Annotated in this window: 9 protein-coding genes and 1 pseudogene; 6 read left to right on the forward strand and 4 right to left on the reverse strand. The window is 44.0% G+C overall.

Annotation, left to right across the window (positions count from 1 at the left end; all coding sequences use genetic code 11):
• The first annotated feature begins 140 nt into the window (after nucleotides 1–140).
• The 3 genes from H6F56_RS01630 to H6F56_RS01640 all read left to right on the forward strand — a co-directional run bounded on the left by H6F56_RS01630 (nucleotide 141) and on the right by H6F56_RS01640 (nucleotide 5,608).
• Nucleotides 141–3,989 carry an EAL domain-containing protein gene (locus H6F56_RS01630; protein WP_190665074.1) on the forward strand — a complete coding sequence of 1,283 codons (3,849 nt, stop codon included), beginning with the start codon at nucleotides 141–143 and terminating at the stop codon, nucleotides 3,987–3,989.
• Nucleotides 3,990–4,347: 358 nt separating this feature from the next.
• Nucleotides 4,348–5,241, forward strand: a complete 894-nt coding sequence (locus tag H6F56_RS01635; RefSeq protein ID WP_190665075.1) for an alpha/beta fold hydrolase — start codon at nucleotides 4,348–4,350, stop codon at nucleotides 5,239–5,241.
• Nucleotides 5,242–5,287: 46 nt separating this feature from the next.
• Nucleotides 5,288–5,608, forward strand: coding sequence for a DUF2834 domain-containing protein (locus H6F56_RS01640; RefSeq protein ID WP_190665077.1), 321 nt, complete (start codon nucleotides 5,288–5,290; stop codon nucleotides 5,606–5,608).
• A 144-nt stretch (nucleotides 5,609–5,752) separates the two neighbouring features.
• Here the strand turns inward: H6F56_RS01640 and H6F56_RS01645 are convergent, their stop codons facing one another.
• Nucleotides 5,753–7,321, reverse strand: a complete 1,569-nt coding sequence (locus H6F56_RS01645; RefSeq protein ID WP_242031824.1) for an MFS transporter — start codon at nucleotides 7,319–7,321, stop codon at nucleotides 5,753–5,755.
• Between the two features lie 1,152 nt (nucleotides 7,322–8,473).
• Between H6F56_RS01645 and H6F56_RS01650 the strand changes: the two genes are divergently transcribed.
• The 3 genes from H6F56_RS01650 to H6F56_RS01660 all read left to right on the forward strand — a co-directional run bounded on the left by H6F56_RS01650 (nucleotide 8,474) and on the right by H6F56_RS01660 (nucleotide 12,050).
• Nucleotides 8,474–9,541: a tail fiber domain-containing protein gene (locus H6F56_RS01650; RefSeq protein WP_190665078.1), complete on the forward strand. Its 1,068-nt coding sequence runs from the start codon at nucleotides 8,474–8,476 to the stop codon at nucleotides 9,539–9,541.
• 285 nt (nucleotides 9,542–9,826) lie between these two features.
• The gene (locus H6F56_RS01655; RefSeq protein ID WP_190665079.1) at nucleotides 9,827–10,771 is read left to right on the forward strand and encodes a YncE family protein; all 945 of its coding nucleotides are present in this window, start codon (nucleotides 9,827–9,829) and stop codon (nucleotides 10,769–10,771) included.
• Nucleotides 10,772–11,132: 361 nt separating this feature from the next.
• Nucleotides 11,133–12,050 (forward strand): hypothetical protein, encoded by a 918-nt coding sequence (locus H6F56_RS01660; RefSeq protein ID WP_190665081.1) that lies wholly within the window; start codon nucleotides 11,133–11,135, stop codon nucleotides 12,048–12,050.
• A gap of 136 nt (nucleotides 12,051–12,186) precedes the next feature.
• Here H6F56_RS01660 and H6F56_RS01665 read toward each other — a convergent pair.
• From H6F56_RS01665 to H6F56_RS25685, 3 genes and pseudogenes are all read right to left on the reverse strand, one after another.
• Nucleotides 12,187–12,399 (reverse strand): annotated as a pseudogene (locus H6F56_RS01665) (IS701 family transposase); the annotation flags it as partial.
• Nucleotides 12,400–12,417: 18 nt separating this feature from the next.
• Nucleotides 12,418–12,639: a hypothetical protein gene (locus tag H6F56_RS25675; RefSeq protein ID WP_199312522.1), complete on the reverse strand. Its 222-nt coding sequence runs from the start codon at nucleotides 12,637–12,639 to the stop codon at nucleotides 12,418–12,420.
• A 295-nt stretch (nucleotides 12,640–12,934) separates the two neighbouring features.
• Entirely contained in the window at nucleotides 12,935–13,216 is a 282-nt protein-coding gene (locus H6F56_RS25685; protein WP_199312524.1) for a helix-turn-helix domain-containing protein, read from the reverse strand.
• Nucleotides 13,217–13,791 lie beyond the last annotated feature (575 nt).

Here is a 13,791-nt window from a genome sequence, read left to right on the forward strand (position 1 = left end):
AAGTTACAACTAAATCAACAGCAAAACAAATTAAATAGTCTGTGTGTCTGACGTACTGTCAGCGAAACTTTCAAATATTTGGGCAAAATCGGCAGATCGCAGGGTTCAAATTGGCAAGCCAGCAAGCGCTAGAGGATGCAATGATTCCAACAACAATGCCGAAAAGTCAAACAGATGAGCTTGCTAGCTCACCTGCCAAAACGTATGGATTTGAACCTTGGCTGGAAGAGGCATTGGAAGAGATTACTCGCCTAGCCGCACAGGTGTGCGAGGCACCCATTGCCCTAATTTGCCTGGAAAACGGCTATCAGCATTGCTTTAAATCAAAAGAAAACTTGGAGTTGCCGGCAATTCCTGCTCCCTACCCTTCCAGCGATGTCGCCTTTTATGCGAAAATCCCCCTAATTGATGCACAAGGTTCTAAAATCGGCACCTTATCCGTCATGGACTTTTTGCCTCACCATCTGGCAAAACCGCAGAGGAAAGCCCTGCAAGCCTTAAGCAACAAAGCTGTTATTCTCCTCTGGCGGCACCAGTACCCAACGGGCTTACCTGGTGAACTTGCCCAATTCGCGCACAAATCGGTATCTGAAACAATAAAACATGGCGTTGATATGGCAGCCGAAGCAGTCTTCTGGATCACCTCAGATGGGCGATGCGTCTATGCCAGTGAAGCCGCCTGCCGGCAAATAGGCTATTCCCGCGAAGCGCTGCTTAAGTTGAGTGTCTGGGATATCAACTCGGATCTGAGTGCCACAAATTGGTTACAGCACTGGCACACCCTGAAACAAACCGGCTCCTTCACCTTAGAATCTTGTAATCACCACAAAAACGGTCAAAATGTGCCGGTGAAACTAACAGGAGATTATCTCGAATTAGAGGGCAAGCAATACTGTTGCGCCATTGCCCAGCCTCTGGCTGAGTCCACTGAAACGAAGACTTCTGTTCCGGCTGTTGAAGTCGCGGTGAATTTAACCTGTGCCGAGTTGGAAAGTCAAGTGCTCGCCCTCAGCACTCAATTAAAGCAGGCAAACGAGCAATTACAAAAAGAGATTGAGGAGCGGGAAAAGGTCGAAAAAGCCTTGCGAGAGCGAGAAGAAATGGTGCAGGCGCTTCTGAATGCGTCGGTAGAGTCACCAGTATTGATTGATTCACAAGGAACCATTCTCGCTGCGAGCGAAATGGCTGCCCAAAGATTAGGCGTATCCCCGAAAGAAATCACCGACAAGTGTATTTACGAGCTACAACCCGCCGAACTTGCCCACCAGAAAAAAGTGCAAATAGAGCAAGTCATTCGCACATCAAAGCCGGTACGATTTGAAGAAGAGTGTGCAGAAAGTTGCCTAGAAAGTAGGATATTTCCAGTCTTGGATGCTCAGGGTGATGTAACAAGACTGGCGATTTTTGCCCGTGAAGTGAGAGAACAAAAACAAAATATTGGAACAAGAGATTATACTTCTATCTTGGAATATCGTCCGCTGCTTGAGCGGATAAACGAAGGTTTGTTAATTGCCGACAAAGACGGCACCATCGAATTTGTGAATCAGCACTTTTGCGAAATGCTGGGCTACAAAGTAGAGGAATTGCTAGGGCGATCAGAAGATGACTTAGTCGCGGGAGAAGCCGACTATTGCTTATTGCAAGAAAAAAGACAGCAATACAGCACCGGCACTTACGAAGATTATGAAATCGAACTGCGGAAAAAGTCGGGAGAAACAATTTGGGTGTTAGTCAGTGGGACGCCGGTGTTTGATGGACATCACTGCCTGAGTAGTTCGATGAAAATTCACACAGATATCACCCAGCGTAAACAAGCCGAGGCAACACTGCGAGCCTCTGAAGAGTTACATCGAATCACCCTATCTAACATTACAGAAGCAGTTTTTATCACCGATGAAGCCGGCAAAATAACATTTATCGGACCCAACGCCCAAGTTTCGTTCGGATATTCAGTCGCAGAAATTCATGCGTTAGGCAAAATTTCTAAGCTGCTAGGAGAAAATATTTTTGACTGGGAACAGCTGAAAAGGACAGGAGAAGTTCAAAATATCGAGCGGCAGGTAAGGAACAAAGCCGGTAAGCGCCGCACCATGCTCGTGAACGTCAAGCGTGTCTCCATCCAAGAGGGAACCATTCTTTATAGTTGCCGGGACATTACAGATCGCAGAAAGGCAGAGGAAGCCCTGTATGAAGAGAGAGAAAGCTTCCGCCTTTTACTAGAAAGCGTCAAAGACTACGCCATTTTCATGCTAGATCCCCTCGGTCAGGTGGTTAGCTGGAACCCCGGTGCGGAAGGCATCACCGGCTATTTAGCCTCTGAGATTGTGGGAAAGCATTTTTCTTGCTTTTACACCAGCGAAGAAATTCAGGAAGAAAAACCGTGGAAAGCCCTCAAACAAGCTGCCCTTGCCGGCCGGCTTGAAGAAGAAGGCTGGCGCGTGCGCCAAGACGGTTCGCAATTTTGGGCTGATGTGATTATTACCGTCTCTCGCGATAAATTTGGCTATCTGCGGGGCTTCTCAGTCGTCACCCGCGACATTACAGAGCGCAAGCGGGCGCAAGAGCAATTATGGCACGCAGCATACCACGATCCCCTCACCGGCTTGCCTAACCGTGCCTGGTTTACCAACTGCTTGTGGAGTGCCGTTAAAGTGGTCAAACAGCGACCAGATTACAGATTTGCCGTACTGTTTCTGGACTGGGATCGCTTCAAGCTGATTAATGATAGCCTTGGGCACAGTATTGGGGATCAGTTGCTGATCGCCTTCGCTCACCGGCTGCAAACTTGCCTGCGCCCTAATGATACCGTCGCCCGTCTGGGAGGAGATGAATTTGCGATTCTCCTCGACAGTATCCAAGATGCCGGTGATGCCAGTGCTGTAGCAGATCAGATCCATGCCACTTTAAAGTCACCGTTCCACATCAACGGACATGAAGTGTTTACAACTGTCAGCATTGGCATTGCCCTTAGCCAAACTGAAGTCCCAGAAATAGCCTCTGGTGACGCCTCACCCTTCACCCTGGACTGTTATAGCCGGCCTGAAGACCTCCTGCGCGACGCTGACACCGCCATGTATCGCGCTAAAAGCTTAGGAAGAGCGCGTCATGAAGTTTTCAACGCCGCCATGCACGCCAACGCATTAGAGCGCCTGCACTTAGAAACAGACTTGCGGCGAGCCATCTTAGGAAAAGATGAAACAGCAACGATAAAAAATGGGGAAAAAATTCTTAATTCTCCTGTCTCTAGTCTCCATACTTCATTCCTACTTCACTATCAACCGATTGTGTCCCTCAAGACGGGTAAACTCTTAGGTTTCGAGGCACTCCTTCGTTGGCAGCACCCCACACGAGGCTTCATCTCACCAACCGAATTTATTCCCATTGCCGAAGATACTGGCTTGATTGTTCCTCTCGGACAGTGGGTTTTGCGCGAAGCTTGTTTGCAGATGGCTGAATGGCAAAAACAGTTCAACACTCAAGAACTGTCCGTGAATGTGAATATATCTAGCAAACAACTGACAGCACCGTGTTTAATCGAGCAAATTGATGAAATTCTCCTCGAAAGTGGGCTAGAGGCGACAAGCTTAAAGCTGGAAATTACGGAAAGTTTGCTGATGGAAAATGCCGCAGCCGCAGCGAAAGTGCTCGACCAACTTAAAGCCAGAAACATTCAGTTATGTATCGATGATTTTGGCACCGGCTATTCTTCTTTGAGCTATTTGCAAAGCTTGCCGGTGAGTACCTTAAAAATTGACCGTTCCTTTGTCAGCCGGTTAGATAGTCAGGATGAAAATTCAGAAATTGTTAAGGCCATTGTTGTGCTAGCAAATAATTTAGGGATGGATGTAGTCGCAGAGGGAATAGAAACCGAGCAACAACTAATGCAACTCAAAGGACTGCAATGCGACTCCGGGCAAGGATATTTATTTTCTAAACCTTTGGATACAAAAATGGCTGAGGCATTGATAACCTCAGCACCTAAGTGGTGAGAGAGGAGTGCTGAATTTGGAGTTTTGAGTTCAAGAGGTTGATAGACTAATGAGTATTTAACTTGGCAATATCTCTCGGACTCTACGCTAATAGACTATAAAGAAATTCTATAAAGGAATATGTATATTAACCGCAAAATAGCTACAGAAACACAGTAAATTGTTCTCGATAAAAGCTTAGAAGACTTGCAGAAACTAACCATATAAAATAATTAATAGAAGTTCCCATGAAAACGGATAAATGAAAAATTAGACAAAAATGTTATATTTTCTATCTATTTTTTAGAGAGTAGCAGTGGAGAGAACTTAACTTTAGCTTTCCTATTAATTAAGTTATGAAATATGGGCAGGTAAGAATATGTCTCTAATAGGCCATGTGTATTCCAGCGGTTTTAAACTCCAGTATATTATTGAGGGGAACGGGGTTCCTACCATTGTGGTTGGAAGTTCACTGTATTATTCTCGAACCTTCTCTAACAATCTTCGTAATAGCCTAAAGTTAGTCTTTGTCGATCATCGAGGTTTTTCACCTCCTTATGATTGTAAAGATACTGCTCAGTTCCAGTTAGACGCACTGGTTGATGATATTGAACTCGTTAGGAAAGAGTTAGGATTTGACAAGATTATTGTTATTGGTCATTCAGGTCATGCATTTATGGCGTTGGAATATGCGAAAAAATATCCTGCCAATGTGTCTCATGTGGTAATGATGTGTGCCGGCCCAAATTTGTCGCAGGAAAGCCATCTTGCGACTCAACGGTATCTGAATGACTCTGTTTGCCCTGAGCGTAAAGCAGCGCTTGCTGAAAACCTAGCTAGGTTGCCTCAAGAAATCGAAGCTGCACCTGAGAAAGCCTTTATTACCTATTGCCTTCTCATGGGACCCAAAAGTTGGTTTGACTACAACTTTGACGCGACAAAGCTTTGGGAAGGAGTAGAAGTCAATATGGCTATGTTTGATTATGTTTGGGGCGAGGTTTTTCGCGACATAGATATCGCTAAAAACTTAGATAAGTTGCAAGCACCTGTATTTCTGGCCCTTGGTCGCTATGATTATCTTCAGCCACCGGCATATCTATGGGAATCTGTAAGAGACAAGTTCAGTAATCTGACTATCCGCATATTTGAGAAGAGTAGTCATGCCCCTCAGTTTGAAGAACCGGCACTCTTTGATAAAGAGTTAGTCGAGTGGCTTTTCAATGTCAGCATAATTATGCAAAGCGATATTCAAGCACTCAGCAATGCAGAATAAACTCCCAAATACAGCGATTTTTAATTAACAAAGTGAAGGTTTGAAAATGTTGAAAATTGCCTATTTAATTTTCTGTATTCTAGGCACTGCTTTGCCCTACTCCCAGTTTATCCCGTTTCTTTTAGAAGAAGGGTTGAATATTAACGCTTTCTTCGGAGAGTTGTTTGCCAATCAAATTTCCGGTTTTTTCGGCATGGATGTCATAGTGTCATCCCTGGTTTTTGGTACTTATGTATTTAGCGAAGGTTCGCGTCTAAAAATGAAAAACTTGTGGATTTATATTGCCAGTAACTTACTGGTGGGTGTTTCCCTGGGTTTGCCTTTATTTCTCCTAATGCGGCAGCGCAAACTTGAAGAAACACCTTGAGAGTTTTGTAGTTGTGGGGTTTTGCTTTCGCTAAACCCAACCTACACAATCTGAAAAAAACGAACATCAACTAACCACTCGTTCTATCAGATTTTACACTTATACCATTAACTAAAAAGCCTTATCTTTTTACTCTACTAGCCCCTAGCCCCTTTTTGAGGTCTGCGAGATCGCCATAGAACCGGCTACAGAAATTGGCTCTAAAACTGGCTCCATTCGCGGCTTTAAGGGTAAGAAATTGCGAATAAGCTGGCCCACTGAAAGACTGCGGCGTTCTTGGACAAACAGCAAAGGCAAAATGGCCACCAGTCGGAGGACGGCTGAGAGGGCAAATAAGCCGGTTAAACCACCGACTGCCGGGATCTCGGCAAGAAAACCCCCGACTGTAGTTCCCAACGCACCCGTTACACCGGCAACGGCGGCGGCAATGCCAAAGTAGGTAGATGGCTGTCGTTTTGGTGCGATTTCCATCTGGATATTATTACTGCACAGGTCAATTGCCGCCCAAGTGCCGCCACCCAGCGCGTGCAGTAGTGGCAACCACAACCAAAGGGACAGAGAATTGTTGCTGGTGCCGACCCAGAGTAAAGGCGTCACTCCGACTAAAATCCCAACCAAAAGCAGGATGGGCCGGTTGCCCAACCGATCTGCCAATTTACCCCAAAGCATCAGCATCAGCAAGTTTGCTCCAGCGCTACAGCTGTTAAAAATTGTCACCCAACTCACATCCAAGCCTAAATCTTTCAGCAGGTAGAGATTGAAGAAGGGGCTGCTGAGATTAACCGCAAACGTCCAAAAACCAAAGTAGAACAGAAACATTAAGAAATTGCTGTCTTTGAGGAGTGCAGCGAAGTTTTTTGTCTCTGTTTCTTCCTCTTTCCCCGTCTCCGCCTTTTGGGGGTTCTCCTGCTGCTGGGGGTTAACATCTGCCATGAAACACTGACACCCCAGACTGATTAATCCTGCGATGACTCCGACAGATAAAGCGACTCCATAGCCTTGAATGGTGCCGCCGGCCCATGCCGATACGACGATTCCCATCAGTGGCACGCCTAGCAGTGTTGTCAAGCTGCCGGCACTGTTGCGAAAGCCAAAATACCGCCCTCGCAGCCGATGGGGAACTAATACGCTCATCCAGCTTAGCCACGAAGCACTGCCTAGTGCTGAGAGCAAATTGGCGGCAAAGACAACGGCTAGCGTCCCTTGCAACAGCAGGTGCCGGTCTGCGTGAGACCAACTAGCAAACCCGATCCCCACCACTAAAATCAACCACAACAGCCTTGAGAAGCCAAACATCAGCAAGTTATACCGGCTGCGACTCGTCTGCCGGTCTGCTAAATAAGCTCCCACCGGCTGCAGGAAGTTCATCACCATCGGCAGCGCACACAGCAAGCCAATTTCCCAACTCGTCGCCCCCAACCGTAGCGCGAAGTCTGTTAGCAACACGCCGGTGGTGGCTGCGCCAAAAATGTTGGAAAAGACACTATCAAACGTTGAAGCTTTTAAGCTAGAACGTATTGCCTGCTTAGAAATCCCCTTTTGCTCCCCCGTCGGTTCGCAAGTGCTGAGCACTTCGCAAGGCACGATGGAGTCGGAAATCTTCGTTTCTGAAATCTCCGGGTTTGAGAGAGAAAGTGATTCAACAGGAGCAAAATCCACCACGGGTCTGAGCATATGGGAATTGGCAACCTTTTGATATGAGTTGGAGTTCATGGCTGAGTGTTGCTAAGGGCAAGGTAATCTGCTGAAACTGTTTCGTCTCTTGGCTTTTACCGCTCAAACAAAACTCAAAATCCGTGCATTGAATATCTTGGGAGTTGAGCGAAGAATGAAGCCAACCCCACCTTCAATAAACAAGTATCGAAGGCGAGGCTAGCGTTACCGGGTAATTCTCTGAAAGTAAAGGGTGAGCGAGTGTGAACACATCCATCAGCCGGGAGATATGTCTCAATATTTTGAGACAAAACTACACAATTTGTCTGGGTGTTCCTATGCAATTTGCGATCATCTACAGTGCTTATTGACATTAAGACAAGGATGTGCAGTGTATTGGTCTATTCTTCTTAGAATGCCCAATCACTGCCGGTTAATCTCAATAAATTGATAGGAACTGCAAATAGCCCAGATAAAAGCGTACCCTGCCCTCTTCCCTTGGCTATAAAAAAGCAAGCTTGAGCAGCGCTTGACTTTGATGGTTGAGTCTGCCAGAAGAGAGGAAAAGCAACTGATACCAAATCCGGTTATGAGAGACACCTTACAGATTGACAAAATTCTCTTGGAGCAAAGGTTTTGGTTGGGTGAAAGGAGTGATATCAAAAAGGATTTGGTATCACTTATAACAAATGCAGTTTCACAGTCCAATCACTTGAAAATTGTTGTAATTAAGTTTCCGGAAATGTATCTGTAGAAGAGTAATAAACAATAACCGATAAGGGTGCTGTCAGGTGGTAGATCGCCTTGCTTACGATTGAGCAAGATTCTGCTTAGAACAAGTCAGGAATCAAATCGAGGAAATTACTTGCGATATCAGGGTCGTGTCGCGGTATGAGCGCATTTTTTACAGTTGACGGTAGTTCCCAAAATCCTTGTTAACAGCAGAATTCGTCTGTCGTTATATGCCCAAGATGCTGGATGGTTGGACAACGATGACTTTTGGGGAAGTTGGGTGGTCTAGTCTGGCGAGGTGAACTAAGGTATGCGAGAGGCTCAATTCAATGGTGATGGAGCAGATTAGACCATCACACATGAGGTTCTACCTTAGAAAAGATGATCTTGAAGGTGGGTTGGAAAACCCTGCTCATCAACTTTCAATTCAAGATACGCAAATCATTCATCCATTTTACAAAATATAGTAGGAGAAATCGCATGGCTAGTGATATCAAACTTCTTGATGGAGACCAGGTTCTTGTTGAAGGGGCTGATTTATTTATTGACCGAGTACAAGCAGCAGGACAAGAGCCTTCTTCTGTATCTTTAAATCTTAAGAACCCGACTGGTTTTTGGCATATTTCAGGCCCCCGCACCTATGAAGTTGGAAATCCCCTCTGTATTTTTTGGAATGATTACAGTCAGTGGTCTGGTGCGTATTTAACTATTAATACAGCAGGAAATGTTGGGATTGGAACCCCAGACCCTGGATATAAGTTGGATGTTGCCGATCGAATGCGGGTAAGACAGGCAAATGACACAGCAGGTATTTGGTTTTATCAAACTAAACCTGCTAAAGACCAAGCTTTTGTCGGGATGGCTAGCGATACTCAAGTCGGTTTCTATGGTAGTACTGGTGCTGGCTGGGGCTTTGTGATGGACACCACGACTGGCAATGTTGGGATTGGAACCCCAGATCCTGGATATAAGTTGGACGTTGCTGGTCGAATGCGGGTAAGAGAGGCAAACGGCACAGCAGGTATTTGGTTTTATCAAACTAAACCTGCTAGAAACCAAGCCTTTGTCGGTATGAGTACTGATACCCAAGTTGGTTTCTATGGTAATACTGGTGCTGGCTGGGGATTAGTCATGGATACCACCACTGGCAATGTTGGGATTGGTACTGGGCAAGCTACTCCCAGCCAGAAATTACATATTGTAGGTGATGCACTGGTGACTGGCACCTTAACCGCCACTGCCGTTAAGCAAACTTCATCAAGAGTACTAAAAGAGAATATCGCTGAACTTTCTCCACAAGAAGCCATATCGGCTTTAACAAATTTGAATCCCGTCAAATTCAACTTTAAAGCAGATAGTAGCAAAGAGTCGCATGTTGGTTTTATTGCCGAAGATGTTCCAGAGCTAGTGGCAATGGCTGATCGGAAGACACTAAGTTCAATGGATATTGTTGCCGTACTCACTAAAGTGGTACAGGAGCAACATCAGCAGATTTCACAACTGGTAACTGAGGTAAACGCTTTGAAGCAGACACAAAAAACTGCGTAGTTGAGGTGAGAGCTTACATGAAGAGAGAATGCTCTAGATTTGATTGATGAGGTCAAGAAACTGCCTCTAAAGCGTTGACTTTTTGAAGGCAAGATTCAACGCTTTAGAGGCAACCCAGAAAAAGTAGATCAGACATCCTATGAAAATAGGGCGTTGCTGAAAAGTAATAGTTTTGGCATCATAAAATCAGCTTCAGAGGTATCTAAATCATTAGCAATTCAGCAACGCCTAGATTTTTACGGAAATTTTAAATACTAGCATTCCAGTAACTTTACGGAAATAGAGATGATTTCATACAGAGAACAACTGGCAAAAATTGGATATTCAACGAGCCAATCTGTGTTATACCGAGATTTCTTCTTGGCTCCAAGCAGTCTTCGAGAAATCATGAGGTCAATGGACTTCCCGAATAAATTTTGGGAAGAGATTCCGGGAGATGAACTTGATCAAAATTGGACAAATGAGGTACAAGGCTGCGCCTTTGCACATAATCGTTGGTTCTTTACTTCTAATGCAGAAGGAAAGCGATTGCATGTATTTGACGGTCCAACCGGGCAGAAAATTAAGAGTTGGTCACTAGATAATCTCCCACCACCCGAACCCCCGTTGCCTGGTTTTTCTATTTATCATGTTGGTGCCATTATTATCAACGGCAATCAAATCTACATTGATCACTGGTGTGATGCTGGTGGACAAATCCTAGTTTTTGAAGGTGATGGAGCAACTCTGAACTTCTCAAAATGGATTCCCTTAAAAAATCCTAATGGAAGAGTAGGCATGATCGCAATAGACTTTACGAACCGCAGAGTCATCACTTCACTTGGAAAGATAAATATCGACCAGGTATATCTTCATGATCTCGATACAGGTGAGTTCCTTAACAAAACACTCACATTGAATCCGGGGATAACTGATGGTTGCTATGCTCAAGGAGGTTTCTTGTCACCCAACAACCATTTGTACATATCCTCCGGTCAGGGTGGCATACTCGACTCTAGCAAGGGGTATCAGTATATTTACTGCTACTCACTTCTAAACGGTAAGCTAATGAATTCGATTCCGGTTCGTTCAGCGGCAGGAAGACAGGAGCTTCAAGGCTGCTGTTATGCAAATATTACGCGTGAAGGCAAGAATGTTTTCATCCATGCTGTACTACTAGAGAACGAACCCGGAGCGAAGGATGATATTTTTCTGAAATCCTTTACTGCCGATCTTCCTGAGTTGATCTAAAAAGGATGGCTCATATTCACTTTTGGTGAAGGAGGTCAAGAAACTGCGTACAGAGGTTGACTCTTTGAATGCAAAAGTCAAAGCTTTAGAGGCAACCCAGAAAAAGTAGATTAAACCTGCTATAAAAATAGGAGCTGAAACAACACTAAATCGCTTCTATCCTATTTCCATCCTCAGTTGTGACTATGTTCTGTTTACATTTAGCAGAATGAAGACAGTAGTGATAATTGACAATCTAGGTTCTGGAGCGGATGACCTTTATTTCAAGCACTATAAGGTTGTTCATTCTGAAGATAAAGACAAGATTTAGCAGGGAGCAGCATCCTAATACCATGAATTTAACTATCAATAGGAGGAAGAAATGACTGAAGTTCATCTATCAAAAATAATGAAAGACCTGGGGATCACCTCTGTACGAGAGCTTTTTAATAGAACAGGATCTTCCGAGCAATCCGTCTTCAAACAAGCACAGATAGCAGCTATCGACTCACTTTACCTCAAAAATAAAAGTTTTAGAGGCTCTTTAGGTTTTCCTCTTAATGAAGTTCAGTTTAATGATAATGAACGGACTGCTGAGCGTAGATATGCTGGGGGAACATTAAAATTTCAATTACATGGACCCCAATGTAAGGAAGAAATAGTAGTTCGTGTGCGATTCGTTGGCTTTCATTGCAAGTCAGAGTCGGAGTGGGACCAAGGCTCAAACTCAGATGAACCTTATTTCATAATTGGAGTTGCTGGGTCAAACGGATCGAATACTGTAGGCTTTGGTCCTTATGAAGATGTAGATGGTGGCGAAAATGGATTTGAAGCATCATATATCGTAGACACGGTGCATAAAATTAAGCCACCAATAGTTCTTGGTGTTACTGCATGGGAATACGATTACGGAACACCCGAGGAAGCAGAAGGCAAGGTTAGAAAAGTCTTTGAAGAAATTGAAAAGAAATTTGAACAAGCACTTGGTCTTGTTGGTGAATCAGGAGACAGTCATGTCATGCCAGAATGGGCGCGAGAAATATATATAGGCTGGCTACCAGAGGGAATTGCTGCGGTATTTGGATTGGGCGACGATAAGGTGGGTTATAAGGCAAGAGTATTCTTTGACTATAAGCCAGACCTCCTAGAATGGGGTGCGCCAAAAGTTATAGGGAAGCATGGAGACAATGAGTACAACGTTGTTATCAATGTTGATGGTGGTGACCAGGGTAACTATGACCTTTACTTTCTAGTCGATCTTTTCCGGATAGAAGAATGTATCTTGCCTCATAAGGAATAGAGTTAAGGGTAGCTCGAAAAATACAAATCTTATTGAGAAGTGCACCGAAACTTCAATAATTTCAAGTACTAAAATTCGCAATAAGTCAATTAATCGAGTTGCCCTTAACGGGACTTAAACAAAAATCAAGCCCAAATCAAGTCCAAAGCCGCTTTGTGAGCCACTCCACAAATCGGAAAGACATGGCTGTGCGGAATGCCTCTAATGCCTCTATAAAAGTGTTTAAAGGTTTGTTTGCCCAACGCCTTCTTAAGCCTCCCGTTAAGGTGGGCCATAAGATAAATGTGTAGGCGCAAAACACCAGCGTGAAATGCCTGATTAGGCTTCTAGAATCTCTAACTTGATATTGATACCAAATCCGGTTTATTTAAGATACTAATAACTTGTCGTATTTAAGCCAATGATAATTCGTTAAATTTTTGATTTCCTCTCTAATCTGTTCCTGAAGAACGCAACATCTTTTGGCTAACACCTCTTCCAACTCTTCAATACTTTCAAAGTGTTGGTTGACCAGCGGCTCATCTACTAATGGCCATAACCTTTCTGCTGGTTGTAATTCCGGTGAGTAGGGGGGCAAAAATTCTGTCACAATTCCTATTGGTAATTTGACTTTTTTACTCTAATGCCATCCCGCTCTATCCTGCACTAAAAGTATTATTTTCTCGGTTGAAGCTCCGACTTCCTGTGCAAAGGTTTCCCAGACTAGGTTTAACCATTTTGTATTGACTCTTGGAATTAAATACCAATATGTTCTTCCGCTTTTTGGCTCCACGAATCCATATACATATACCCATTCATATCGATGCTCTACCACGGCTTTCGATCTTGACCCTACCAAAGCCCATACCTTTCTCAGTATTGGTTTCAACCCGACTCTATGTTCGTCAAAGAACCAAACTTCTATTTCCACTTTGTCGATGCTTTTGGTTTTTCTTCCGTTGGTTCTTGACTCCTTCTGCTCCTAGTTCGTTATAGTTCTTGACAATCTTTTTTGCATATTGATAGCCTAATCCTACGGCTCTTGCACTATTTTTTATCGTCCATCCCAAGGCGACTTTCCATAGCACGTGCCACCTCCTTGCTTCTACTGGGTCTTGGCTCATGAGATAGTTTTGTTTGAGTTCACTCACATCCAAATGATTCACTAGGTTGGCTTGTTTGGGCATCGGTTTTGACTGCCTTTTTCTTGCAATTATATATGTACCTTATAATAACCGGATTTGGTATGAAACATCGCCTACAAGAAATTCTGATAGGGGTTGAGGAACATTGGGCAGGAATTTCCTAAGGGATTGATGTGTGGAATAATTGGATGCCAAAGAATCCTGTAGCGAAAACAGCAGTAAAGCCAAGCTGACTAAGACAAACCGCAACGATGCCTATTTACGTGATTGAAATACCAAATCGGCAGAGTTTGACAATTGGAAAATCGAGGGAATTTCTGCCACGAATTGAAAATTATATGAAGCAAAGCAGTCGAATCTGAAGAGAGCGCTACTACTTAAGGTGAACCGGCAATGGCAGGGGATAATCAGAGAGTGTCTCAGTTGACGTATCTGCTGCTCAAACCAGAAAAACTTTCTGATGTCATCAAAGCGTTCTGTTTCGCACTGCCCCTAATTCTAACTTGTCTTTTCCCAGCCGGCGCAAAGCAATTTTAACAACCAGATAAATAGGAGAAATATATTTCAATTATTAATATAAATTTATTGCTCTGTCTTGCTGAAATTATCATAATTGC

It is taken from the genome of Microcoleus sp. FACHB-672 (genome assembly GCF_014695725.1).
Lineage (GTDB): Bacteria > Cyanobacteriota > Cyanobacteriia > Cyanobacteriales > Oscillatoriaceae > FACHB-68.

Bases quoted from the DNA above. Each gene is read 5' to 3' on its own strand.
- H6F56_RS01630 (WP_190665074.1), top strand. From the start codon at position 141: ATGATTCCAACAACAATGCCGAAAAGTCAAACAGATGAGCTTGCTAGC.
- H6F56_RS01635 (WP_190665075.1), top strand. From the start codon at position 4,348: ATGTCTCTAATAGGCCATGTGTATTCCAGCGGTTTTAAACTCCAGTAT.
- H6F56_RS01640 (WP_190665077.1), top strand. From the start codon at position 5,288: ATGTTGAAAATTGCCTATTTAATTTTCTGTATTCTAGGCACTGCTTTG.
- H6F56_RS01645 (WP_242031824.1), bottom strand. From the start codon at position 7,321: ATGAACTCCAACTCATATCAAAAGGTTGCCAATTCCCATATGCTCAGA.
- H6F56_RS01650 (WP_190665078.1), top strand. From the start codon at position 8,474: ATGGCTAGTGATATCAAACTTCTTGATGGAGACCAGGTTCTTGTTGAA.
- H6F56_RS01655 (WP_190665079.1), top strand. From the start codon at position 9,827: ATGATTTCATACAGAGAACAACTGGCAAAAATTGGATATTCAACGAGC.
- H6F56_RS01660 (WP_190665081.1), top strand. From the start codon at position 11,133: ATGACTGAAGTTCATCTATCAAAAATAATGAAAGACCTGGGGATCACC.
- H6F56_RS25685 (WP_199312524.1), bottom strand. From the start codon at position 13,216: ATGCCCAAACAAGCCAACCTAGTGAATCATTTGGATGTGAGTGAACTC.